Source organism: Burkholderia sp. NLJ2 (genome assembly GCF_049487195.1).
GTDB lineage: Bacteria > Pseudomonadota > Gammaproteobacteria > Burkholderiales > Burkholderiaceae > Burkholderia > Burkholderia pyrrocinia.
In genome coordinates this window covers 3,557,552-3,582,305 of sequence record NZ_CP137808.1, presented here as the reverse complement: position 1 = coordinate 3,582,305, position 24,754 = coordinate 3,557,552, and the positions used below count along the sequence as shown (strand labels likewise).

Here is a 24,754-nt window from a genome sequence, read left to right as displayed (position 1 = left end):
CGGCGCGATGTTCGACCAGATCGTCTTTGCGGGTGGCGGCAATCGCTGCTGGTGGCAGGCCGGCTTCTGGGACGTCGCGCAGCCGGCCCTTGGCCTGCGCCCGCGCGTGATCACCGGCATCTCGGCCGGCGCGGCGACCGCCTGCATGCTGTATACGCGCGACGCCGCGTGGGTGATGCGCTATTACGAAGAGGCGCTGCGCCACAACCGGAAGAACGCGTACTGGGGCAACCTGTTCGGGCGCGAGCCCGTGTTTCCGCATTACCGCATCTACCGTCAGGCATTGCTCGACATCTACGGCGAGCCGTTCGCGAAGCTCGCCGCGGCGCCGGAGATCCGGATCGGCGTGTCGCATGTGCCGCGCTGGCTCGGCGCGCGCAGCGCGGTCGCTGCCGGCCTCGTTGCGTACAACATCGAGAAATACGTGCGCAAGACGCTGCACCCGACGCTCGGGCGCACGCTCGGCTTTCGGCCCGAATTCGTGCGCGCGCAGGCCTGCACGCAAGTCGACGAACTCGCCGACCTGATCCTGCAGTCGTCCTGCACGCCGCCGTTCACGCCGGTGCTGCGCCGCGGCGGCCGGCCCGTGCTCGATGGCGGGATGGTCGACAACGTGCCGGTCGACGCGCTCGACCCGTCGCCGGGCGACGTGCTGGTGCTCGTCACGCGGCTGTATCCGCGTCCGCAGATGTTCACGGTCGCGCACGGCGACCAGCGGCGGCTGTACGTACAGCCGTCGAGCAAGGTGCCGATTTCGAGCTGGGATTACACGAGCCCGTCGCAGATGCGGCATGCGTACGACCTCGGGCGGCGCGACGGCGAGCACTTCCTCACGCGCGTCGATGCAATGACAGGCGGCCGCGTGGCCGCCTGATGGCGGGGAATGGAGCAGCAGCGGGGCCGCGCGGCATGCGCAGCCCGCGCGATCAGCGCTTGCGGATCGGCGTCAGCGCTTCCGGATTGGCGACGCTCGACATGTCGCCGTCGTCGAACGCGAGGATGTTCCTGAACGCCGCGCTGAAATAGAGCTCGTAGCTTTCGCGTTCGACATAGCCGATGTGCGGCGTGCAGATCACGTTCTCCATCCGCAGCAGGCTGTAGCCCTGCAGGATCGGCTCGCTCTCGAACACGTCGATCGCGACCATCCCCGGGCGGTTGTGCGACAGCGCGTTGACGAGCGCGTTTTCCTCGAGCAGCTCCGCGCGGCTCGTGTTGACGAGCAGCGACGTCGGCTTCATCCGCATCAGGTCTTCCTGCTTGACGATGCCGCGCGTGTCGTCGTGCATGCGCAGGTGCAGCGACAGCACGTCGCTCTGCTCGAACAGCGCCTCGCGGCTCTCGGCAGCCGTGTAGCCGTCGGCGCGCGCGGCTTCGAGCGAATGCTCGCGGCCCCAGATCAGCACGTTCATCCCGAACGCCTTGCCGTAGCCGGCGACGAGCCGGCCGATCTTGCCGTAGCCCCAGATGCCGAGCGTCTGGCCGCGCAGCACCTGGCCGAGGCCGAAGTTCGGCGGCATCGCCGACGTCTTCAGGCCCGACTGCTGCCATGCGCCTTGCTTCAGGTTCGCGACGTACTGCGGAATGCGGCGCTGGGCGGCCATCACGAGCGCCCAGGTCAGCTCCGCGGGCGCGACCGGCGATCCGGTGCCTTCGAGCACCGCGATGCCGCGGTCGGTACACGCTTCGAGGTCGATGTGGCTCGAGACGCGGCCGGTCTGGCTGATCATGCGCAGGTTCGGCAGCTTGGCGAGCAGTTGCGACGAAATCGGGGTCCGTTCACGAATCAGCACGAGCGCCTCGACTTCCGCCAGGCGGCTTGCGAGCTGTCCCAGGCCGCGCACCGTATTGTTGAAGACCTTCACGTCGTGGCCGGCAAGCATCTCGAAGCAGTTCAGCTTGCGGACGGCGTCCTGGTAGTCGTCGAGGATGGCAATTTTCATGGTGAACGGGTGTCGCGCGTTGAAAGCGGCAGTGGCGGCGGTGCAAGTCGCGCACCCGTCCCGCCCGGCCGGGGCCGACATGATGCTACGTCGGCCGCCTTCATGGTGTCTTTTTAACAGGTTGTTACGCTCCGCCGCAATTGGCGGCAGCCTTACCCGGCGCCGCTCGTGTGCGGTGCGCAAGGGTGCGCTGTTGTGTCGCATCAAACACGTCCTTTCTGATTCGGCCGCTTACTCGACGAGGTTCACCCAATTGTTGCTCCAATCAGAATAGTTGGATCAACTATCCGCAGAAGGCGAGGATTTTTGACTATTTTTATCGTCAACCGGCGCCTTGTTGAGCAACTCTGCATCATTTCCGCTGTCGTAGGAGAATTACGCATTTGCTTCATCTTTTTGAAGTTGTAACAGCGGCAGGAGTCGTTTATGGATCATTTGCAGTCGATGCGCGTGTTCGTCAAGGTTGCAGATCTCGGCAGTTTCGCGCGGGCCGCGAGCGCAATGGATATCTCCAACGCGGTCGCGACGCGTCACGTCGCCGATCTGGAAGGCCGGCTCGGCACGCGTTTGCTCAATCGCACCACGCGCAGCCTTTCCCTGACGGAGTCGGGTCAGGTCTATCTGGAGCGTGCTCGCCAGATCCTCGATGAGCTCGAGGACGTCGAGCAGATGGTCGTCGCGCGCAATCACGAGCCGGTCGGCACGCTGCGCATCGTCGCGCCGGTCGTGTTCGGCCTGCATAACCTCGCGCCCGTGTTGCAGTCGTACACGGAGAATTTCCCGAAAGTGGTGCCGGATCTCACGCTGGTCGACCGGCAGGTCGATCTCGTCGAGGAAGGTTTCGACGTCGGCATCGTCGTCACGCGCCAGATGCGCAGCGCGAGCATCGTCACGCGGCGGCTGACCACGGGCTGCATGACCGTGTGCGCGACGCCGAGCTATCTGGAGAAGCACGGCGTGCCGACCCATCCGGAGCAGCTCGTCGCGCACCCGAGCCTGAGCCTGCCGGCCGAATACTGGGGCGACGAGCGCGTGTTCACGGGGCCGGACGGCGAAGTGCGCGTGCGCCCGACCAACGTGATCGTCGCGAACAACACGGCGATGCTGCGCCAGTTCGCGCTGCTCGGGATGGGTGTCGCGATCCTGCCGAGCTACCTGATCGGCAGCGACATCGCGCGCGGTGCGCTCGTGCGGCTGCTGCCGGATTTCCGGCTGCCGCAGGTCGAAATCAACATCGCTTACCCGAGCCGGCGCCATTTGCCCGCGAAGGTACGCACGTTCATCGACCACCTCGTCGAGTATTTCAGTCACGCGACCGATGCGACGATCGGCGAGCAGTGGGCCGCGCAGGGTGCGACGCTCGCGCCGATCGGCGTCGAGACGCGTGCGGAGCAGCCCGAATCGGCCGACCCGAACCTGTCGCCGCGCCTGCCGCGTTCGACACGCACGCGTGTTGCGGTGCCGTCGCCGCTGTAACGGCGCGACGGCCGGGCGGCGGCTGCCGCCGGCACAAAGAAAAAACGCGGATCGAGCGATCGATCCGCGTTTTTTTATGGCTGCCTGCCGCAGCCCGATGCGCCGGGGGAAGCCCCGGCGGCCTGGCCGTTACGAGCCCGTCTTGCGCGCCGTCGTTTTGCGAGCGGCGGTTTTGGTGGCGGTTTTGGCAGCGGTCTTGGCGGCGGTCTTGCGGGCCGGTGCCGCTTTCTCTTCGGCGCCTTCCGTCACGGTTTCGGCATCCTTCGTCGCCGATTTCGCCGTCTTCTTCGCGGCAGCGGCCTTCGGTTCCTTCTTCTCGAACTCGAAGCCGATCTTGCCGTCCGGCTGCTTCACGAGGAACGCCTTGAAGTTGCGGCCCGTGCGCGACGACTTGAAGTTCGGCAGCAGATCCGTGCGGCCGTCGGCGAGCAGCTTGCCCATCTGCTCGCGCGTGATTTCCTGCTGCAGGATCACCTTGCCCGAGCGGAAGTCGCAGGTCTTCGGGTTCGCAACCGAGTGCTCGCACACGTAGCTCATCCCGTGCTCGAACACGCGGCCCTTGCACTTCGGGCACGCGCCGACCGGCTCCTGCGCGGAGAAGTCGGGCGCTTCGCCTTCCTCGCCGCCCTGATCCTGGCCGAAATCGAACTCGAGCTTGTAGTTCTTCGTCTCGTCGTCGAAGGACAGCTTGAGGATCGCCGAGAACGGGCGGCCCATCTTGCTGCGGAACCCGGACAGCGGACCGATTTCCTTCTTCTGCAGCAGCTCCTCGACTTCCGGGATCTCGAACTGTCGGCTGCCCGGGATCTTCGAGATCGAGAACTCGCACTTCGTGCATGCGAAGCGGCGGTAGTTTTCCTTCACCTGGCCGCCGCAGTTCGGGCACGGCGTCTCGAGCGTCGCGTAATCGCCGGGGATCGTGTCGGAATCGTATTCCTTCGCGCGCTTGACGATCTGCTGCGTCATGCGGGCGATTTCCTGCATGAACGCGTCGCGCCCGAGGTTGCCGCGCTCCATCTGCGACAGCTTGTATTCCCATTCGCCGGTGAGCTCGGGCGCGGTCAGTTCCTTCACGCCGAGCCCGCGCAAGAGCGTCATCAGCTGGAATGCCTTCGCGGTCGGGATCATTTCGCGACCCTCGCGCAGCAGGTATTTCTCGCCGAGCAGGCCTTCGATGATCGCCGCGCGCGTGGCCGGCGTGCCGAGGCCCTTCGCGGCCATCGCCTCGCGCAGCTCGTCGTCCTCGACCAGCTTGCCGGCGCCTTCCATCGCGGACAGCAGCGTCGCTTCAGAGTAGCGGGCGGGCGGTTTCGTCACGAGTGCGACCGCGGCGATCTCGTCCGTCTTCACCTTCTCGTCCTTCTGCACCGGCACGAGGTTCGCGTCCGCGCCTTCGGCGTCGCGGCCGTACACCTGCAGCCAGCCCGGCTCGACGAGCACCTTGCCTTCGGTCTTGAAGTGATGGCCGGCGACTTCGGTGATCCGCGTCGTGACGCGGAATTCGGCGGCCGGGAAGAACACCGCGAGGAAGCGTTTCACGACCAGGTCGTACAGCTTCTGCTCGGGCTCGGACAGCGCCTTCGGCGCCTGCAGCGTCGGGATGATTGCAAAGTGGTCGCTGATCTTCGAGTTGTCGAAGATCCGCTTGTTCGGCTTCACCCAGCCCTTGTCGAGCACCTGCTTCGCATGCGGCAGGTAGTTGTTGCTCTCCTTGAGCATCTCGAGCGTCGACTGGACCGTCGAAATGTAGTCTTCCGGCAGCGCGCGCGCATCGGTACGCGGGTAGGTCAGCACCTTGTGCTTTTCATACAGCGCCTGCGCGAGACCGAGCGTGTTCTTCGCGGAGAAGCCGAAGCGGCCGTTCGCCTCGCGCTGCAGGCTCGTCAGGTCGAACAGCAGCGGCGACAGTTGCGTCGACGGCTTCGATTCCTCGGAGACCGTGCCGACCTGGTCGCGGCATGCGGCGACGATCGTTTCGGCGGCCGGCAGGCTCCACAGGCGGGAGTCGCGTCGCTCCGGATCGAATTCGTCGCGCTTGAATTTCGGGTCGTACCACTTGCCTTCGTAGAAACCGCCCGCGCACGCGAATGCGGCCTTCACTTCCCAGTAGTCGCGCGGGATGAAGCGGCGGATTTTCTCTTCGCGTTCGACGACGATCGACAACGTTGGCGTCTGAACGCGGCCGACGGTCGTCAGGAAGAAGCCGCCGCCCTTGCTGTTGAACGCGGTCATCGCGCGGGTGCCGTTGATCCCGACGAGCCAGTCGGCTTCCGAGCGGCAGCGTGCGGCGTCGGCGAGCGGCTGCATGTCCGTGTCGCTGCGCAGGTTCGCAAAGCCGTCGCGGATGGCCTGCGGCGTCATCGACTGCAGCCACAGGCGCTGGACCGGCTGCTTCGCTTTCGCGTGCTGCGCGATCAGGCGGAAAATCAGTTCGCCCTCGCGCCCCGCGTCACATGCGTTGATCAGGCGCTCGACGTCCTTGCGCTTCATCAGCTTCGTGAGCACCTTGAGGCGCGACTCGCTTTTTGCGATCGGGTTCAGGTCGAAATGCGGGGGGATGACGGGCAGATGCGCGAAGCTCCATTTCCCGCGCTTGACCTCGTACTCTTCCGGGGCGGCGATTTCCAGCAAGTGGCCGACAGCGGACGAAAGGACGAAATCGTCGCTTTCGTAATACTCGTCATGCTTGGTAAAGCCGCCCAAAGCGCGTGCGATGTCGTTCGCGACAGAAGGCTTTTCCGCAATGATCAGTGCTTTGGACATGACAGGTGTGTGATGGTAGACCGGGTTCGCCGGTTGTGGGTCCCTTTTACGACCGCTTTATAGCACACGCCGGAGCGACGGCGGCTCGGCGTGTAAAAAGCGGCCCATCATAGAGGGGGGCCGCAGCGGCGGCAAGCGCCCGGCGCGGCGCGGCGCGCAAACGCGCGAAAAACCGCCGGGCCGGCACGTGAATTCAGGCTTCGACGTTCAGGACGTTGCGCAATTTCGGTGCGTGCGGCGCACCGGGTACCGCGCTCAGGTCGGACAGCATTCGTTCGACGATCGTCGCATGCGGCAGCACCGTGCCGAAGAAGCGGGCGGTGTTGGCATCCTCGATCAGGATCGTCGGGAAGTTCTCGACGTCGAGATCGTCGAGGCGGTCGGCATGCGTTTCGATGTCGATCCAGGCGAAGCAGGCTTCGGGATGCGCGTCGGCGAGCTGGTCGAAGGCCGTCCGGTAGTCGCGGCACGTGCCGCACCACTCGGCGCACAGGCAGGCGACGAGCAACGTGCCGGGATCGGCGAGCCGTTCGGCGATCCGATCCGCATCGGTGTCGAGATTCAGCGCGGGCATGGATTTCCTTGGGTATCGTCGGCGGCGCGGCCGCCCCTATTCGGGGAAATGTAGCACGCCGCGCGCGGGCGGGGTGGGCGCGGCATCAAGCCGCGCGAAGCGTCCGCCGGGCAGGCTCGTGACGTGACCGGCCAGTTCGAGCGCGAGCAGCGCGCGATGCAGCGCGTCGTCGGACAGGCCGCTATGTTCGGCGAGCCATTCGTATGTGACGGGGCCGTATCCCAGTGCGGCGAGCAGGGCCTGTTCGGACGGCGTGCCGGGCGGTGGAGGCGGTGGTGCTTCGACTCGGGCGGGCGCAGTGGCCGGAACGGCGGAATCCGTTTGCGTACTGCCGGCGACGGCGCGCTGGCCGACGGCTTCGGCTTCGCCAATGCCGATGGCGTTCGCGCCCGAATTTCCGGAGCATGCTGCGCGAGCCGTCGGTTCGCCCAGCCCGTATTCCTCGAGAATATCGAGCGGCGCCGCCGTGAGCTTCGCGCCGTCGCGGATCAGCGCGTGGCAGCCCTGCGCGAGCGGCGCGTGGATCGAGCCCGGCATCGCGAACACATCGCGCCCCAGTTCGTTCGCGAGCCGCGCGGTGATCAGCGAGCCGGAACGCGGGGCGGCTTCGACCACGAGCGCCCCGATCGCCAGCGCCGCGATCAACCGGTTGCGCTGCGGGAAATGCGCGGCGCGGGCCGGCGTGCCGAGCGGCCATTCCGACACGATCGCACCTTGCGCGGCGATCTCGTGGGCGAGCGCGCGGTGCCGCGCCGGATAGACGAGATCGGCGCCCGTCGCGATCACCGCGACCGTGCCGGACCGGCCGTCGAGCCCGCCGCGATGCGCGGCGCCGTCGATCCCGAGCGCGAGGCCCGAGACGATTGGGAGCCCCGCGTCGGACAACTCGCGTGCGAAGCGCGTCGCGTCGGCGAGCCCCTGCGGCGTCGCGTGGCGGCTGCCGACCACGGCGAGGCCGCGTGCGTGCAGCAGGTCGAGCCGGCCCTTTACATATAGCAGCGGCGGCGGGTCGTGCAGGTCGCGCAGCCGCGGCGGGTAGGCCGGATCGTTGAGCGTGACGAGCGCGTTGCCCGGCGCATCGAGCCACGCGAGCGCGGCGTCGGTGCGTGCGTCGAGATCGTCGCGTTCGCTCGTGCGCACGGCCTGCGCGGCGGCGGGGCTGCTGATGGCGGCGATGGCGTGGTCGGACGCGCGCAGTAGCGCCGCCGGCGAGCCGAACGCGTCGAGCAGCGCCTGCAGTACGGCGGGCGCGAGGCCGGGCGCATGCGCGAGCTGCAGCCACGAGCGCAACGCGGCGGGGGTCAGCGCTTGCGGCGACATGAAGCTGCCCTCGAACGCGGCGGCCAGCGAACCGCGTGGCGCCATGATAAAATTTTCATCATCCGAAATACTCGACAGGGCCGCGCGCGCAGGCGCCCGGCCATTTGCAGGAGGCGCGATCCGCGGCATTGATACGCCGCGCATCCGCCTCATCTTCATTGCATCGCGGCGGCGGCGCCAGCCGGCCGGATGGCCGATGCCGCACCCTGCTCTACCGAATACCGAACGCCATGGCTTTGCTCAATATTCTTCATTACCCCGACAAGCGGCTGCACAAGGTCGCCAAGCCCGTCGACAAGGTCGACGACCGGATCCGCAAGCTCGTCGCCGACATGGCCGAGACCATGTACGCGGCGCCCGGCATCGGCCTTGCAGCCACGCAGGTCGACGTGCACGAGCGCGTGATCGTGATCGACATTTCCGAGGAAAAGAACGAGCTGCGCGCGTTCATCAACCCCGAGATCGTGTGGTCGAGCGACGCGAAGCAGGTCTATGAAGAGGGCTGCCTGTCGGTGCCCGGCATCTACGACGAAGTCGAACGCCCCGACCACGTGCGCGTGCGCGCGCTCAACGAGCAGGGCGAGGCCTTCGAGCTCGACTGCGAGGGCCTGCTCGCCGTGTGCGTCCAGCACGAGATGGATCACCTGATGGGGCGCGTGTTCGTCGAATACCTGTCGCCGCTCAAGCAGACGCGCATCAAGACGAAGATGAAGAAACTCGAACGCGCGATGTGACGCGCGTTCGCCCTGCCCGATCCCGAACGCTTTCATGACCCATACGTTGCGCGTGATTTTTGCCGGCACGCCGGAATTTGCCGCGGCTGCCCTTGCCGCGATCCACGAGGCCGGTTTCCCGGTGCCGCTCGTGCTCACCCAGCCCGATCGCCCGGCCGGGCGCGGGATGAAACTGCAGGCGAGCGCGGTGAAGCGCTACGCCGTCGAGCACGGCATGCCCGTCGCGCAGCCGCCGTCGCTGCGCCGCGCGGGCAAGTACCCCGAGGAGGCGGCCGACGCGATCGAGCTGCTGCGCACGACCCCGCACGACGTGATGGTGGTCGCCGCGTATGGCCTGCTGCTGCCGCAGGAGGTGCTCGACATTCCGCGTGACGGCTGCATCAACATCCATGCGTCGCTGCTGCCGCGCTGGCGCGGCGCCGCGCCGATCCACCGCGCGATCGAGGCCGGCGACGCCGAGACGGGCGTCACACTGATGCAGATGGACGTCGGCCTCGACACCGGCGCGATGATCGAGGAGGCGCGCATCGCGATCGCGCCCGACGATACGACCGCGACGCTGCACGACCGGCTGGCCGCCGACGGCGCGCGGTTGATCGTCGATGCGCTCGTGCGGCTCGAGCGCGACGGCGCGCTGCCGGCGACGCCGCAGCCGGCCGACGGCGTGACCTATGCGGAGAAGATCGGCAAGCACGAAGCGGCGCTAGACTGGCGCAAGCCTGCCGACGTGCTCGCGCGCCAGGTGCGTGCGTTCGATCCGTTCCCCGGCGGCGTCGCGACGCTTGACGGCGCGGCCATCAAGCTGTGGGCGGCCGAGCCCGTGGCGGCGCGCGGCGACGCGACGCCCGGCACGATTGTCGAAGCCGCGCCGGAAGGCGTGGTCGTCGCATGCGGCAGCGGCGCGCTGCGCGTCACGCAGTTGCAGAAGCCGGGCGGCAAGCGGCTGCCCGCGCGCGAATTCCTGGCCGGCTCGCCGCTCGCCGCGGGCCAGCGTTTTGCGCTGACCGACGTTGCGTAAAGTGGCCTGACCGCCATTCGACACGGCCTGCCGGCGCAGCGCAATCGGCCGGACGGCCGAGTCGCGCAGCGCGGCAGGCGCGCGTAGAATTTCCTTGCGCTCTCCGGTTTCGAGGTTTTCATGTTCGGCATCACCCATTTCGGCTTCTTCGTGCTGGCAGTTTTCCTGCTGAACGTCACGCCCGGCCCCGACACGGCCTACATCGTCGGCCGCAGCGTCGCGCAGGGCCGCGGCGCGGGGCTGATGTCGGCGCTCGGCATTTCGGCCGGCTGCTGCGTTCACGCGCTCGCGTGCGCATTCGGCCTCACTGCGCTGCTCGCGGCGTCGGCTGCCGCGTTTACGGTGATCAAGCTGGTCGGCGCTGCGTACCTGATCTATCTCGGCGTGCGGATGATCGTCACGAAGCAGGTGGCCGCGCCGTCGGGCACCGCGGCCGCACAGGCCGCAAAGCCGCTGCGCCAGCTGTTCATGCAGGGCTTCTGGACCAACGTGCTGAACCCGAAGGTCGTGCTGTTCTTCGTGTCGTTCTTCCCGCAGTTCGTGTCGGCCGACAGCCCGCACAAGGCATTGGCGTTCCTGACCCTCGGCGCGGTGTTCGTCGCGATGAGCACGGTCTGGACCAGCCTGGTCGCATGGGTCGCGGGCAGCGTCACGCAGCGTTTTTCCGGCAAGCCGGGCGTCAAGAAGTGGCTCGATCGCACGGTCGGCAGCGCTTTCGTCGGCCTCGGCCTGCGTCTTGCCACTTCGCAACGCTGAGATTGAATTTTTCCGGCAAGACCTTATCTAACAAATCGCTTACAATTTTCCGCCGCGCCCTGTGATGCGCGGCGGGTCCCCTGACGGATAAGGAGTGGGTATGTTCAATTGGGTCAAAACGGCGATGCTGATGGCCGCGATCACGGCCCTGTTCATCGTGATCGGCGGGATGATCGGCGGCTCGCGCGGCATGACGATCGCGCTGCTGTTCGCGCTCGGCATGAATTTCTTCTCGTACTGGTTCTCCGACAAGATGGTGCTGCGCATGTACAACGCGCAGGAAGTCGACGAGAACACGGCGCCGCAGTTCTACCGAATGGTGCGCGAGCTGGCCACGCGCGCGAACCTGCCGATGCCGCGCGTCTACCTGATCAACGAGGATGCACCGAACGCGTTTGCGACGGGCCGCAACCCCGAGCACGCGGCGGTCGCGGCGACGACGGGCATCCTGCGCGTGCTGTCGGAGCGCGAGATGCGCGGCGTGATGGCGCACGAGCTCGCGCACGTGAAACACCGCGACATCCTGATCTCGACGATCACCGCGACGATGGCGGGCGCGATCTCGGCACTGGCGAACTTCGCGATGTTCTTCGGCGGGCGTGACGAGAACGGCCGGCCGGCCAACCCGATCGCGGGTATTGCGGTCGCGCTGCTCGCGCCGATCGCCGGCGCGCTGATCCAGATGGCGATTTCGCGGGCACGCGAGTTCGAGGCCGACCGCGGCGGCGCGCAGATTTCCGGCGATCCGCAGTCGCTCGCGACCGCGCTCGACAAGATCCATCGCTATGCGGCCGGCATCCCGTTCCAGGCGGCCGAAGCGCATCCGGCCACCGCGCAGATGATGATCATGAACCCGCTGCACGGCGGCGGCCTGCAGAACCTGTTCTCGACGCACCCGGCCACCGAGGAACGCATCGCGCGCCTGATGGAGATGGCGCGTACCGGCCGCTTCGATTAAGTCCTGGCGCACCGCGCGGCCGTTGCCGCGTGGCGTCCGCCCCGTCACCCCGCACGCTTCGCGCTGCGGGGTGTTTCATTTGTGCGCGCCGTAAAGGGGCCAAAGGGGCCGCATGGTCGCACGCTACAATGCGCGGTTTGGGATTGCGGCTGCCACGCGGCCGCGATCCCGCCGTTTGCCGCGCTTGTTTGCCGCGCCTGTTTGCCGATTCCGCTCCAATGACCCGAACCCGTTCTTCCGCCCCGTCTTCTTCCGGCCGCCCGGCGCGCCTGTCCGCGCTGCACCTTGCGCCCGAATCGCTCGGCTTCGCACTCGACGCGGCCGCGCAGGCGGTCGATGCGGTACGGCGCGGTACCGCGCTGCCGGCAGCACTCTCGGCGGTATTCGCGCAGATGGCGTCCGGTGCGCAGGCGCTTGCGCGCGGCGCGACGCAGGACGTCGCGTACCGGACGATGCGTCGCCTCGGCAGCGCGGACTGGCTGATCGGCAAGTTCGTCAGCAAGGCGCCGCCCGCGCACGTGCATGCGGTGCTCGCCGGCGCGTTCGCGCTGCTGCTCGACCCGGCGGACGATGCCGCATATCCGGCGTTCACGGTTGTTGACCAAGCGGTCAGCGTGATCGGCGCGCGGCGCGAATATGCGTTCGCGAAGGGAATGGTCAACGCGGTGCTGCGCCGTTTCCTGCGCGAGCGCGATGCGCTTGTCGCGGCGATGCAGGACGACGCCGTCGCGCGCTGGAATTACCGTGCATGGTGGGTCGATGCGGTGAAGCGCGCGTGGCCCGACACATGGCAGGCGATCCTCGCGGCCGGCGAGCGCCAGGGGCCGCTGACGCTGCGCGTGAACGCGCGCCGTGCAAGCGTCGATGCGTATCTCGACACGCTGCGCGCGAGCGGGATCGAAGCGACCGCAATCGGCCGGCATGCAGTACGGCTTGCATCGGCGCTGCCGGTCGAGCGCATTCCGGGATTCGCCGACGGCGTGGTGTCGGTGCAGGACGCCGGCGCGCAGCTCGCGGCCGAATGGCTCGGTGCGCGCGACGGCATGCGCGTGCTCGACGCGTGCGCGGCGCCCGGCGGCAAGACCGGCCATATTCTCGAACTGGCCGATGCGGAAGTCGTCGCGCTCGAAAGCGACGCGACGCGTGCCGCGCGCATCGGCGAGAACCTCGTGCGCCTGTCGCTCGCAGCGGACGTGTGTGTCGGCGATGCGGGTGCGCCCGACGCGTGGTACGACGGGCGCCCGTTCGACCGTATCCTGGCCGACGTGCCGTGCTCGGCATCGGGCATCGTGCGGCGGCATCCCGACATTCGCTGGCTGCGCCGCGAAGCCGACATCCCGGCGCTCGTCGCGGAACAGCGCCGCATCCTGTCGGCGCTGTGGCCGCTCGTGAAGCCGGGCGGCGAACTGCTTTACGTGACCTGTTCGATCTTCCCCGAAGAAGGCGAGTTGCAGGCCCGCTGGTTTGAAGCGGCCTGTGAAGATGCGGTACGATTGGACGCCCCCGGCCAACTGCTGCCGGGCGGAGTGCAGGGAGGGGCTGCCGTCGGCGCACTCGACCAGAACACCGATCACGACGGATTTTTCTACGCGCGGTTTCAGAAACGGTGACGATCAAACACCTTTTTCCACTTCGGCTCGCGGCCGTCCTGATGGTCGCGTTGACGCTGTGCCTGGCCGTCGTCCGGCCGGCGCATGCCCAGTCGATCGCCGTGCAGCGCGCGTCGCTCCAGGCCGACGGAAGCGGCTGGAGCCTCGACGCCCGTTTCGATTTCGAACTGAATCCGAACCTCGAGGATGCCGTCAACAAAGGCATTCCGGTGTATTTCACGACGGATTTCGAGTTGAGCCGCGCGCGCTGGTACTGGCTTGACGAACAGCCGGTATCGGTGTCACAGACGATCCGCCTGTCGTTCCAGCCGCTCACGCGCGAGTACCGCGTGTCGACGGGCGGCCTGCAGCTCGGCTTCCCGTCGCTGAAGGACGCGCTCGCGGTGGTCCGGCACATCACGTCGTGGCACGTGATCGACCGCAACCAGGTGCGCCTGGGGGAAACCTACCTCGCATCGGTGCGGATGCAACTCGATACGGCGCTGATGCCGAAGCCGTTCCAGGTCGATGCCGTGAACAACCGCGACTGGACGCTCGGGTCGGACTGGAAGCGCTTCAACTTCACGGTGACCGAACGTGCTAAATAAAGTGCGCCGCGCGGCCAGCGGGAAGAGCCTCCTCGTTCGCGTGATCGTCTCGACCGTCGCGCTGACCGCACTGCTGCTGCTCGTGCTGCTCGCGGCCGCGAGCGCGAACACCGAATTCTTCGATCGCTACTACTCGTGGCTGTACGCGACCAACATCGTCGTCGCGCTCGTGTTCCTGCTCGTGGTGCTCGGGCTGATCGGGATGATCGTCGTGCGCCTGAGGAAGGGCAAGTTCGGCACGCGGCTGCTCGCGAAGCTCGCGGTGTTCTTCGCGCTCGTCGGCGTGGTGCCGGGCGGGATCATCTACATCGTGTCGTACCAGTTCGTGTCGCGCAGTATCGAGTCGTGGTTCGACGTGAACGTCGAGACCGCGCTGACGGCCGGCCTGAATCTCGGCCGCGGGATGCTCGATGCGTCGTTGTCCGACCTGCAGACGAAGGCGCGGCTGATGTCCGACCAGCTCGCGAGCGTCGATGCGAACACGAACGGCACGACGCTCACGCTGCTGCGGCTGCGCGACCAGTTCGGCGTGCAGGACGCGACGATCGTCGAGCCGAGCCGCAGCGGTTCGGGCGCGGCGCCCGAACTGCATATCGTCGCGCAGGCGTCGGGCAATTTCGCGGCGCTGATTCCGGACGACCTGCCGACGTCGCTGATGCTGAGCCAGGCGCGCGAACACGGCGCGTACGCGGCGATCGAGGGGGAAGTCGACGGCGACCCGCGCGCGCACGGCGCGAAGGGCGCGCTGCGGCTGCGCGTCGTGCGGCCGATTCCCGATGCGACGACGTCGCTGCTGCAACCGGCGGAGCGGTTCCTGCAGCTCACGCAACCGGTGCCGCCGACGCTCGCGCACAACGCGGACGCCGTGCAGCGCGCGTACCGCGAATACCAGGAAAAATCGCTCGGCCGCACGGGGCTGCGCAAGATGTACATCGGCACGCTGACGCTCGCGCTGTTCCTCGCGACCTTCATCGCGATGATGCTCGCGCTCGCGCTCGGCCAGCAGCTCGCGCGGCCGCTGTTCCTGCTCGCGCAGGGCACCAAGGAGATCACGGAAGGCGACTACACGCCGAAGCGCGAGATCAAGACGCGCGACGAGCTCGGCTTCCTCACGCAGTCGTTCAACGCGATGACGCGCCAGTTGTCCGAGGCGCGGCTCGCGGTCGAGAAGAACCGCATCGCGCTCGAGCATTCGAAGACGTACCTCGAGAGCATCCTCGCGAACCTGACGGCCGGCGTGTTCGTGCTCGACCGCCAGTTCCGGCTGACGACGGCCAACCGCGGCGCCGAGCGGATCTTCCGGCAGCCGTTCAACGCGCTGATCGGCACGACGCTCGACCGGATCGGCGTTGCCGCCGGGTTCGGCGCGATGGTGCGCAAGGCGTTCGCCGATCGCGAGGCGGCGTCCGACGGCGGCAGCGGCGATCGCGGCCACTGGCAGCAGCAGTTCGCGATCGAGATGCCGGGCGAAACCGAACCGCTGACGCTGCTCGTGCGCGGCGCGCGCCTCGTGTCGACGGTCGAGGGGCAGGCCGACGATCCGCAGACGTCCGGTTACGTCGTGGTATTCGACGACATTTCCGACGTGATTTCCGCGCAGCGCTCGGTTGCATGGGGCGAGGTCGCGCGGCGGCTGGCGCACGAGATCAAGAATCCGCTGACGCCGATCCAGTTGTCGGCCGAGCGGTTGCAGATGAAGCTGTTCGACAAGCTCTCGCCGTCCGACGCGGATGTGCTCAAGCGCGGTGCGACGATGATCGTCAACCAGGTGGCCGCGATGAAGCGGATGGTCGACGATTTCCGCGAATACGCGCGCACGCCGCCGGCGGTGCTCGCGAACCTGCAGTTGAATGAACTGGCGAGCGAGGTGCTCGGGCTGTATGGTGTCGGCGAGGGCAAGAGTCCGATCGTCGCCGAGCTCGCGCCGTCGCTGCCGGTGATTCGCGGCGATGCGACGCAACTGCGCCAGGTGATCCACAACCTGCTGCAGAATGCGCAGGATTCGGTCGCGGAAGCCGCGCATCCGCGTGTGTTGATCGAAACCAAGACAGTAGAATATGGCGATCCCGACGCCGAGGGCAAAACGCGCGTCGCGGTACGTCTTACCGTGTCCGACAATGGGCCCGGTTTTCCGGCACGCATTCTGACCCGCGCGTTCGAGCCTTACGTGACGACGAAGGCGAAGGGCACGGGGCTCGGGTTGGCCACGGTCAAGAAAATCGTCGACGAGCACGGTGCGCGGATCGATCTGCGCAATCGCATGCACGGCGAGACCGTCGAGGGTGCGCAGGTGTCGATCCTGTTCCTGCAGATGGCGAGCGATGCGCCGGGCGCCGAAACGGGCGTGCAGGGTGGGACGACCCCCGCCAAGACAAAAGCAAGTGAGCAGACAAGGGCAGCGTAAATGGCAACCATCCTGGTGGTAGATGATGAAATGGGCATCCGGGAATTGCTCTCGGAGATCCTCAGCGATGAAGGACATGTCGTCGAGGCAGCGGAGAACGCGCAGGCCGCGCGGGAATACCGGCTGAATCAGGCGCCCGATCTCGTGCTGCTCGATATCTGGATGCCCGATACCGACGGCGTCACGTTGCTCAAGGAATGGGCGGCGCAGGGGCTGCTGACGATGCCCGTGATCATGATGTCCGGGCACGCGACGATCGACACGGCCGTCGAGGCGACGAAGATCGGCGCGCTCGATTTCCTCGAGAAGCCGATCGCGCTGCAGAAGCTGCTGAAGTCCGTCGAGCACGGTCTCGCACGCGGCGCGGCGCCGGTGTCCGCGAACGCGGCGGCGAAGGCCGGCGCCGGACAGGCCGCGGGCTCCGCGGCGGTTGCATCCGCGGCGGCGCTGCCGACGCTCGGCGACGACATGGCAGCGGCACTCGGCCTCGCGGGGCAGACGGCCGCGATCCCGTTCGACATCCCGTTGCGCGAAGCGCGCGATGCGTTCGAGCGCGCGTACTTCGAATATCACCTCGCGCGCGAGAACGGCAGCATGACGCGCGTCGCGGAGAAGACGGGCCTCGAGCGCACGCACCTGTATCGCAAGCTCAAGCAACTCGGCGTCGAGCTCGGCAAGAAGCCGTCCGAAGGCGCGATATAAATTTTTTTGCGAAAACGCTTGAGCAGGTTGGCAAAGCTCGATATACTTTCATTCTTCGTTGGCCCGGTAGCTCAGTTGGTAGAGCAGCGGATTGAAAATCCGCGTGTCGATGGTTCGATTCCGTCCCAGGCCACCAGCAGTTCCAACCCCAAGAATCGGAAGGTTCTTGGGGTTTTTCGTTTGTGGTGGGTATTGCGTGTCATAGGCGGCGTGCGCGGCAGCATTCGCGGGGGCATGATAAAATCCGTGCCCGCTCAATGACTTAGCGCATCGTTTCATGCGCACGGCAGGCCGCCAGCCATGCGCCGCCGTGATGCGCGGCAACGATGCCGCGCGATGGGCGGTATAAGCGCTCCGCCGCGTTCGCGGCCGACCGCGCTGCCTATACTGGTCGAGCCGGCGCAGGCCGGCACGCGTCGGGCCGCCCGGCGGCAGCCGGCCCCGGGGCGCAGCGCGACGCGAGCCTATACATTCACGGAGTATCACGGTGATTCGGACAGACGCTAAAGACGGCGCGCTCGTGTTGTTTTCCGGCGGGCAGGACTCGGCCACGTGCGTGGCATGGGCGCTCGAACGCTACCAGACGGTCGAGACGCTTGGCTTCGATTACGGCCAGCGCCATCGTGTCGAGCTCGAATGTCGCGAAGGCGTGCGCGAAGCGCTGAAGCACAAGTTTCCCGCGTGGTCGGACCGGCTCGGCGACGATCACATGGTCGACCTGTCGGTGCTCGGCGCGATCAGCGATACCGCGATGACGCGCACGATCGAGATCGAGACGGCGGCGAACGGCCTGCCGAACACGTTCGTGCCGGGCCGCAACCTGATGTTCATGACGATCGCCGCGGCGATCGCCTATCGCCGCGGGCTGCGCGTGCTGGTCGGCGGGATGTGCGAGACCGATTTTTCGGGCTACCCCGACTGCCGCGACGACACGATGAAGGCGCTGCAGGTCGCGCTGAACCTCGGGATGGACACGCGCATCGTGCTCGAGACGCCGCTGATGTGGCTCGACAAGGCGCAGACGTGGCAACTTGCCGAACAGCTCGGCGGCGAAGCGCTCGTCGAACTGATCCGCGTCGAGACGCACACGTGCTACGTGGGCGAGCGCGCGGAACTGCACGACTGGGGCTTCGGCTGCGGCGAGTGCCCGGCCTGCAAGCTGCGCAAGCGCGGCTACGAGGCCTACCTGAAGGGCGAGCGGGTGACCGAAGCGCCGCTGTGACGCGGATGCGCGGGCGGCGCTTGATGGATAACGGATTCTGATCGACAACGAGCGGCGCGAGCCGGACGAAGAACGATGACTTACGCGGTCAAGGAAATTTTCTACACGTTGCAGGGCGAGGGCGCGAACGCGGGCCGGCCGGCCGTGTTCTGCCGGTTCGCCGGCTGCAACCTGTGGTCGGGCCGCGAAGAGGATCGTGCGGAGGCCGTGTGCCGCTTCTGCGATACGGACTTCGTCGGCACCGACGGCGAGAACGGCGGCAAGTTCAAGGACGCCGAAGCGCTCGTCGCGACGATCGCCGGCCTGTGGCCGGAGGGCGAAGCGCACCGCTTCGTCGTCTGCACGGGCGGCGAGCCGATGCTGCAGCTCGACCAGCCGCTCGTCGATGCACTGCACGCGGCCGGCTTCGAGATCGCGATCGAGACCAACGGCTCGCTGCCGGTGCTCGAATCGATCGACTGGATCTGCGTGAGCCCGAAGGCCGACGCGCCGCTCGTCGTCACGAAGGGCAACGAACTGAAGGTCGTGATCCCGCAGGACAACCAGCGGCTGGCCGACTACGCGAAGCTCGACTTCGAGTATTTCCTCGTCCAGCCGATGGACGGCCCGTCGCGTGACCTCAATACGAAGCTCGCGATCGACTGGTGCAAGCGTCATCCGCAGTGGCGCCTGTCGATGCAGACCCACAAATATCTGAACATTCCCTGAGCCCCGGCTTTTGACATCGTGCTGATTACCCGAAAACTCGAATTCGACGCGGGCCACCGCATTCCCGATCACCGCAGCCAGTGCAGGAACCTGCACGGCCATCGCTACGTGCTCGAAATCACGTTGCGCGGCGATCTCGTCGATACCGAGGGCGCGCCCGACCGCGGCATGGTGATGGATTTCGCCGACGTGAAGGCGCTCGCGATGGAGCACCTCGTCAGCAAGTGGGATCACGCATTCCTGGTCTACGCGCGCGACGATGTCGTGCGCTCGTTCCTCGAACAGATGGCCGACCACAAGACCGTCGTGATCGACCGGATCCCGACCGTCGAGAACCTCGCGGCGATCGCGTTCGACCTCCTCGCGAACGTGTACGACGCGCACTACGGCGTGAACCTGCGCCTCGAGCGCGTGCGGCTGTACGAAACGCCGAACTGCTGGGCCGACGTCGAGCGCCAGCCCGGCCGCTGATCCTGCCTTCCCGGCAGCCCTGCCGACCGGCGCGGGCTGCCTGCCACTGCGCCTCGCGGCCTCGTCCCGCGCCGGCGCTGCTCCCCGCCCATTCCCACATTCCGCGTAACGCCGCGCTATGATCGTTGCGTGGCACCGAAAAACGCATCCGTGCGCCGTCGCGCGGCCCGCGCTGTCAGATCGGCCGCCCACGGCCGACTAACGTTTCAGGGCGCGGTCTGGCGCCGCCGTCTTGCTGCGCTGCGCGGCGTGTTGCGCCCCGCTTCGCCTGTTGCTTGTCCCGTTCGATTGCCGTTCCGTCCAGGAGGCCGTATCGATGAGCACGCTCACCAATTCCCTCAAACAACGCCTGCGCGACGGCGACGAGCCGCTGTACGGCCTGTGGCTGTCGCTCGGCAGCGACTCGGCCGCGGAAGCGCTCGCGCACGCCGGCTACGACTGGCTCTGCATCGACATGGAACACGCGCCGAACGACAGCCGCGACGTCGCCTCGCAGTTGCGCGCGATCGCTGCCGCGCACCTGCCGAGCGAGCCCGTCGTGCGCGTGCCGGCGCGCGAGCCGTGGCTCGTGAAGCGCGCGCTCGACGCCGGCGCACGGACGCTGATGTATCCGTGCATCGAGACGCCCGACGACGCCGCGCACGCGGTGCGGCTCACGCGCTTCCCGTCGCCCGAATCGCCGGACGGGCTGCGCGGCGTCGCGGGCATGGTGCGCGCGGCGGCGTTCGGCATGCGCCGCGATTACCTGCAGACGGCGAACGCGCAGGTCGCGGTGATCGTGCAGATCGAATCGGCACGCGGCGTCGACGAAGTCGAGCGGATCGCGGCGACGCCCGGCGTCGATTGCCTGTTCATCGGCCCGGCCGATCTCGCGGCGAGCCTCGGGCATCTCGGCGACATTCGCCACCCGGACGTCGAAACCGCGATGGCGCGCGTGCTCGCGGCCGGCAAGCAGGCCGGCGTCGCGGTCGGCATTTTCGCGGGCGACGCGGCGGGTGCTCGGCAGTACCGCGAGGCCGGCTACCGGATGATCACGCTGTCGGCCGACGTGAGCTGGCTGCTGCGTGCGACGCGGCAAGCGCTGCAGGAGGTACGGTCATGAACGGTGGCGACGGCGCGTCTTGCAGGCGCGCGCAGGGTGCGACCGGTGCGCGTGGGCGGTTCGGCGCGATGCTCGGCCTGTGGGCCGTGTGTGTCGCGGCGGCCGCGCAGGGCGCGCCGCAAGCGAAGTCCGATCCGTCACGCGAGACGCAATCGGCGGTCGCCGACTACAACGCCGGCGACTATCGTGCGGCGCTGGTGCAGTTCCACGACGCGGCCGAGCGCGGCGACCGTCTCGCGCAGTTCAACTACGCGATGATGCTGTTGACGGGCGAAGGCGTGACGGCAAACGTCGACGAAGGGTTGCGCTGGCTGAAGCGCGCGGCCGACGCGAACATGTCGCATGCGCAGTACGTGTACGGCCGGATGTTCGACGACGGCGAGTTCGTCGCGCGCAATCCGGCCGAAGCGCATCGCTGGTTCCTGCGGGCGGCGAAGCAGGGGCATGTGCAGGCCGCGCTGTCGCTCGCGAACCAGTTCCTCGACGGGCGCGGCACGCCGCGCGACAACCGGCAGGCGTTCGTGTGGTACAAGCAGGCCGCCGACGCGGGCGAGCCGACCGCGCAGTACGTGACCGCGTCGTTCTACGAGCGCGGCGGCGACGGCGTCGAGCAGAACCTGAACATCGCGCGTGCGTACTACGCGGCCGCGGCCGCGCAGGGCGACGAGACGGCCGGGCTGAAATTCAAGGAGCTGAGCGCGCGGCTGAAGTCGCCGGGGCCGGCATCGGGCGGCGGCGCGGAGCCGGGGAACCCGCGCGCGGCGCCGCAGTGAGCGGGCGGCGCGCTAGGTTGCCGCGTTCGAAACGCACGTAAAAAACGGCGCCGGGGCGCCGTTTTTCCTTGCTGCGGCCGTGCCGCGCGGTCAGCTCTTCATCAGCCGCCGCTGCCGCCCGACGCTCATGATCATCCCGATCGCGATGCCGAGCGTCGTAAGCGCAGTGCCGCCGTAACTCATGAACGGCAACGGCACGCCGACGACCGGCAGCACGCCGCTTACCATCCCGATGTTGACGAACGCGTAGACGAAGAACGCGAGCGTGAGCGAGCCTGCGAGCAGGCGCCCGAACAGCGTCGCGCCCTGCGCGGCGATATAGAGCCCGCGCGCGATCAGCGCCATGTACAGCGTCAGCAGCACGAGCCCGCCGACCAGCCCCCATTCCTCCGAGAACACCGCGAAGATGAAGTCGGTGTGCTTCTCCGGAATGAATTCGAGGTGCGCCTGCGTGCCTTTCAGGTAGCCCTTGCCGAGCACGCCGCCCGAACCGATCGCGATCACGGCCTGGATCGTGTGGAAGCCCTTGCCGAGCGGGTCGGAGGTCGGGTCGAGCAGCGTGCACACGCGGTGCTTCTGGTAGTCGTGCATCAGCGGCCACTGCACTTCGGGCTGGCAGATGCGCTCCTCGAACACGGCGATCGACCCGACCGCGATCACGCCCGCGACGAGCACCGGCACGATCAGCTTGAACGACAGGCCGGCGAGGTAGATCACGAAGAAGCCTGCGGCGAACACGAGCAGGCCCGTGCCGAGGTCGGGCTGCTTCGCGATCAGTCCGACCGGCACCATCAGGATCCCGAACGCGGCGAGGAAGTCGTACCAGCGCAGCCCGCCTTCGCGGCGCTGGTAGTACCACGCGAGCATCAGCGGCGTCGCGATCTTGAGGATCTCCGACGGCTGGATCACGACGCCGACGTTCAGCCAGCGCTTCGCGCCCTTCTTGGTCATCCCGAACAATGCGACCGCGATCAACAGCGTGACCCCGAACGTATAGAGCGGGACCGCGAAGCGCATCAGCGTGGTCGGCGGGATGTTGGCGATCACCCACATCAGCACGAACGTCAGCAGGATGTTGCGCAATTGATCCTCGACGCGCCCCGGCATGTCGATCGCCGCGCTGTAGAGCGTGACGATGCCGACGCACAGCAGCAGGAACACGATGAGGGCGAGCGGGCGGTCGAAGCCCGCGAACATCTGCTTGATCTTGTCGAGCCAGGCGCGCTTGTCGAATTGCATGCCTTTCTCCGTTAATGAGCGGTGCCGGCGTCTGCCGCTTTCGCGGGGGCCGTCGCACGGTGGTTGTCGTCCCGCGGCGTGGCGACGAGCGGCTGCGCGTCGCTGGCGGGCCGGCGCGGCCGGTGCGGGCGCCGGATCGGCGGCAGGCTCGCGGCCCTCGGCGCCGCGGCGCTCGCTTCGGCCGGTTGCGCCGCGCTTGCTCCGGCCGCGCCCGACGCATCGGGCGCCGACGCGGCCGACGCCGCATCGGCCGCGCTGGCCGCGGTCGGCACGACGGGCTGCGGCAGCGCCTTGAAGCCGGCCGCGACGGCGGCGGGCTTGTTCGCGTCGCCGATCACCGGTGCGTTGACGGGTTCGGTCGCCGACGCCGCGGCAGCCACGGCCGCGGCCTCGTTCTGCGGGTTCTGGCGTTCGACGAGGAAGAAGTCGAGCACGCGGCGCGCGATCGGGCCCGCGGCCTGCGCACCCCAGCCGCCGTTCTCGACGACCAGCGCCACGGCGATCTGCGGATGGTCGACCGGCGCGTACGCGATGAACAGTGCGTGGTCGCGCAGGTGCTCGGCGAGCAGGTGGCCCTTGTAGTTGGAGCCCTGCAGCGAGAACACCTGAGCGGTACCGGTCTTGCCGGCGGCGAGGTACGGCGCGCCGCGGAACACCTTGTACGCGGTGCCGGACGGGTTCTCGATCACGTTCTCCATCCCGCGCTTCACGACGTCGATGTCGGCCTGCTTGAGCGGGATCGTTTCGCTTTCCTTCGGCACGGTCAGGCGGCGCCCGCGCGTGATCGGATCCTCGACTTCCTTCACGAGGTGGGGCTTCATCACCACGCCGTTGTTCGCGAGCGTCGCGGTCGCGTGCGCGAGCTGCAGGATCGTGAACGAGTTGTAGCCCTGGCCGATCCCGAGGCTGATCGTCTCGCCGTCGAACCACTTCTGCTGCGCGGCCTTCTTGAATGCCTTCTTCTTCCAGTCGGTCGACGGCAGGATCCCGCGCGCTTCGCCCTGGATGTCGATCCCGGTGATCTGGCCGAAGCCGAACGGCTTCATGAAGTTCGCGATCGCGTTCACGCCGAGGTCGCGCGCGAGCATGTAGAAGTAGGTGTCGTTCGACACCATGATCGCCTTGTTCATGTCGACCCAGCCCTGGCCCGAGCGCACGTCGTTGCGGAACGTGTGGCCGCCGAACGTGAAGTAGCCGGGATCCTGGAAGCCCCAGCCCGGCGAGCGCTTGCCGAGCGTCAGGCCCGCGAGCGCCATGAACGGCTTGTACGTCGAGCCGGGCGGGTAGGTGCCGTGCAGCGGGCGGTTCAGCAGCGGCTTGTCGGTCGAGGTGTTCAGCTCGTCCCAGGTCTGCTGGTCGATGCCGTCGACGAACGAATTCGGGTCGAAGCTCGGCGACGACACGAACGCGAGCACGTCGCCCGTCTTCGGCTCGATCGCGACGAGCGCGCCGCGCTTGCCGGCGAACGCCTGCTCGGCGACCTGCTGCAGACCGATGTCGAGCGACAGCACGAGGTTGTTGCCGGGTGTCGCCTGCGTGCGCGACAGCGTGCGCACGGGCCGGCCGCCGGCCGTCACCTCGACTTCCTCGAAGCCCGTCAGCCCGTGCAGTTCGGTCTCATAGCTTTGCTCGACGCCGATCTTGCCGATGTAGTCGGTGCCCTTGTAGTTGTTCGCGTCGCGGCGCGGATCGTAGTTTTCCTGGTCGCTGTCGTTGTCGTCGCTCATCGCGTCGATACGATCCTGGTCGCGCTTCGAGATCCGGCCGATGTAGCCGATCACGTGCGCGGCGGTCGTGCCGAGCGGATATTGGCGGAACAGCCGCGCACGCACGTCGACGCCGGGGAAGCGGAAGCGCTGCGCGGTGAAGCGCGCGACTTCCGCGTCGGTGAGCCGCGTGCGGATCGGCAGGCTCTCGAAGTTCTTCGAGTCTTCCTGCAGCTTCTTGAAGCGGCGGCGGTCGCGTGCGTCGATCGGGATGATCTCGGACAGCTTGTCGATCGTGTTGTCGAGCGTGTCGTCGAGCTTCGACGGCGTGACCTCGAGCGTGTAGGCCGAATAGTTCTTCGCGAGGATCACGCCGTTGCGGTCGGTGATGATCCCGCGGTTCGGCACGATCGGTGCGACCGAGATGCGGTTTTCCTCGGCCTGCAGCGCGTATTTGCCGTGCTGCATCAGCTGCAGGTAGAAGAAGCGGCTCGCGAGCAGCCCGAAGCAGACGAACACGAACACGCCCGCCGCCGCGACGCGCAGGCGGAACTTCGAGAGCTGCTGTTGGGTGTCGTTGAATTCGGTCATGCGGTTGAGCGTCTGTCCGGCCCGCACGCGGGCGGGCGAGGTGCCGCCCCGGAGCGCGGCGCGCGGCGGGTTTGGGGGCGGCGAGTATTCAAAGGTCGGT

At 67.5% G+C, this 24,754-nt stretch carries 21 protein-coding genes and 1 tRNA gene; 16 read left to right on the top strand and 6 right to left on the bottom strand.

Features of this window, described 5'->3' with window-relative positions; all coding sequences use genetic code 11:
* Positions 1-7: 7 nt before the first annotated feature.
* Positions 8-874 carry a patatin-like phospholipase family protein gene (locus R9B84_RS16525; RefSeq protein WP_047899338.1) on the top strand — a complete coding sequence of 289 codons (867 nt, stop codon included), beginning with the start codon at positions 8-10 and terminating at the stop codon, positions 872-874.
* Between the two features lie 52 nt (positions 875-926).
* Here the strand turns inward: R9B84_RS16525 and R9B84_RS16520 are convergent, their stop codons facing one another.
* Entirely contained in the window at positions 927-1,940 is a 1,014-nt protein-coding gene (locus R9B84_RS16520; RefSeq protein ID WP_027788844.1) for a D-2-hydroxyacid dehydrogenase family protein, read from the bottom strand.
* Between the two features lie 426 nt (positions 1,941-2,366).
* Here R9B84_RS16520 and R9B84_RS16515 point away from each other — a divergent pair, with 426 nt between their 5' ends.
* Positions 2,367-3,416 (top strand): LysR family transcriptional regulator, encoded by a 1,050-nt coding sequence (locus R9B84_RS16515; protein WP_096472045.1) that lies wholly within the window; start codon positions 2,367-2,369, stop codon positions 3,414-3,416.
* A 129-nt stretch (positions 3,417-3,545) separates the two neighbouring features.
* Here R9B84_RS16515 and R9B84_RS16510 read toward each other — a convergent pair whose 3' ends face one another.
* The 3 genes from R9B84_RS16510 to dprA form a co-directional block, all read right to left on the bottom strand.
* Positions 3,546-6,179, bottom strand: a complete 2,634-nt coding sequence (locus tag R9B84_RS16510; RefSeq protein WP_423758756.1) for a DNA topoisomerase III — start codon at positions 6,177-6,179, stop codon at positions 3,546-3,548.
* Positions 6,180-6,372: 193 nt separating this feature from the next.
* A complete protein-coding gene (locus R9B84_RS16505) occupies positions 6,373-6,753 on the bottom strand; it encodes a thioredoxin family protein (RefSeq protein ID WP_423758755.1) in 381 nt (126 codons plus the stop codon).
* 36 nt (positions 6,754-6,789) lie between these two features.
* On the bottom strand, positions 6,790-8,232 hold the full coding sequence (gene dprA, locus R9B84_RS16500; protein ID WP_423758754.1) for a DNA-processing protein DprA: 1,443 nt from the start codon (positions 8,230-8,232) through the stop codon (positions 6,790-6,792).
* Between the two features lie 71 nt (positions 8,233-8,303).
* Between dprA and def the strand changes: the two genes are divergently transcribed.
* From def to R9B84_RS16430, 14 genes are all read left to right on the top strand, one after another.
* The gene (gene def, locus R9B84_RS16495) at positions 8,304-8,807 is read left to right on the top strand and encodes a peptide deformylase (protein ID WP_047899333.1); all 504 of its coding nucleotides are present in this window, start codon (positions 8,304-8,306) and stop codon (positions 8,805-8,807) included.
* Positions 8,808-8,841: 34 nt separating this feature from the next.
* On the top strand, positions 8,842-9,825 hold the full coding sequence (fmt, locus tag R9B84_RS16490) for a methionyl-tRNA formyltransferase (RefSeq protein ID WP_423758753.1): 984 nt from the start codon (positions 8,842-8,844) through the stop codon (positions 9,823-9,825).
* Between the two features lie 120 nt (positions 9,826-9,945).
* Entirely contained in the window at positions 9,946-10,581 is a 636-nt protein-coding gene (locus tag R9B84_RS16485; protein WP_423758752.1) for a LysE family translocator, read from the top strand.
* A 100-nt stretch (positions 10,582-10,681) separates the two neighbouring features.
* On the top strand, positions 10,682-11,539 hold the full coding sequence (htpX, locus tag R9B84_RS16480; protein WP_006485774.1) for a zinc metalloprotease HtpX: 858 nt from the start codon (positions 10,682-10,684) through the stop codon (positions 11,537-11,539).
* Positions 11,540-11,757: 218 nt separating this feature from the next.
* On the top strand, positions 11,758-13,149 hold the full coding sequence (gene rsmB / locus R9B84_RS16475) for a 16S rRNA (cytosine(967)-C(5))-methyltransferase RsmB (protein WP_423758751.1): 1,392 nt from the start codon (positions 11,758-11,760) through the stop codon (positions 13,147-13,149).
* Positions 13,146-13,736 carry a DUF4390 domain-containing protein gene (locus R9B84_RS16470; protein WP_047899328.1) on the top strand — a complete coding sequence of 197 codons (591 nt, stop codon included), beginning with the start codon at positions 13,146-13,148 and terminating at the stop codon, positions 13,734-13,736. Before rsmB ends, R9B84_RS16470 begins: the two co-directional genes overlap by 4 nt.
* Positions 13,726-16,140, top strand: coding sequence for a sensor histidine kinase EsaS (gene esaS, locus R9B84_RS16465; protein WP_423758750.1), 2,415 nt, complete (start codon positions 13,726-13,728; stop codon positions 16,138-16,140). The genes R9B84_RS16470 and esaS overlap by 11 nt, the downstream gene beginning before the upstream one ends.
* Positions 16,141-16,842 (top strand): response regulator transcription factor EsaR, encoded by a 702-nt coding sequence (gene esaR / locus R9B84_RS16460; RefSeq protein WP_047899326.1) that lies wholly within the window; start codon positions 16,141-16,143, stop codon positions 16,840-16,842.
* A 60-nt stretch (positions 16,843-16,902) separates the two neighbouring features.
* A tRNA-Phe gene (locus tag R9B84_RS16455) sits at positions 16,903-16,978 on the top strand.
* A gap of 351 nt (positions 16,979-17,329) precedes the next feature.
* Positions 17,330-18,064 carry a 7-cyano-7-deazaguanine synthase QueC gene (gene queC, locus R9B84_RS16450; protein WP_423758749.1) on the top strand — a complete coding sequence of 245 codons (735 nt, stop codon included), beginning with the start codon at positions 17,330-17,332 and terminating at the stop codon, positions 18,062-18,064.
* Between the two features lie 75 nt (positions 18,065-18,139).
* A complete protein-coding gene (queE, locus tag R9B84_RS16445; protein ID WP_021163976.1) occupies positions 18,140-18,772 on the top strand; it encodes a 7-carboxy-7-deazaguanine synthase in 633 nt (210 codons plus the stop codon).
* An 18-nt stretch (positions 18,773-18,790) separates the two neighbouring features.
* Entirely contained in the window at positions 18,791-19,243 is a 453-nt protein-coding gene (gene queD, locus R9B84_RS16440) for a 6-carboxytetrahydropterin synthase QueD (RefSeq protein ID WP_006477472.1), read from the top strand.
* A gap of 316 nt (positions 19,244-19,559) precedes the next feature.
* Positions 19,560-20,345, top strand: coding sequence for an HpcH/HpaI aldolase family protein (locus R9B84_RS16435; RefSeq protein WP_423758748.1), 786 nt, complete (start codon positions 19,560-19,562; stop codon positions 20,343-20,345).
* Positions 20,342-21,118 carry a tetratricopeptide repeat protein gene (locus R9B84_RS16430; protein ID WP_423758747.1) on the top strand — a complete coding sequence of 259 codons (777 nt, stop codon included), beginning with the start codon at positions 20,342-20,344 and terminating at the stop codon, positions 21,116-21,118. The genes R9B84_RS16435 and R9B84_RS16430 overlap by 4 nt, the downstream gene beginning before the upstream one ends.
* Before the next feature lie 90 nt (positions 21,119-21,208).
* Here the strand turns inward: R9B84_RS16430 and rodA are convergent, their stop codons facing one another.
* On the bottom strand, positions 21,209-22,357 hold the full coding sequence (rodA, locus tag R9B84_RS16425) for a rod shape-determining protein RodA (protein ID WP_423758746.1): 1,149 nt from the start codon (positions 22,355-22,357) through the stop codon (positions 21,209-21,211).
* Positions 22,358-22,368: 11 nt separating this feature from the next.
* Positions 22,369-24,654 (bottom strand): penicillin-binding protein 2, encoded by a 2,286-nt coding sequence (gene mrdA, locus R9B84_RS16420; protein ID WP_423758745.1) that lies wholly within the window; start codon positions 24,652-24,654, stop codon positions 22,369-22,371.
* Positions 24,655-24,754: the final 100 nt, after the last annotated feature.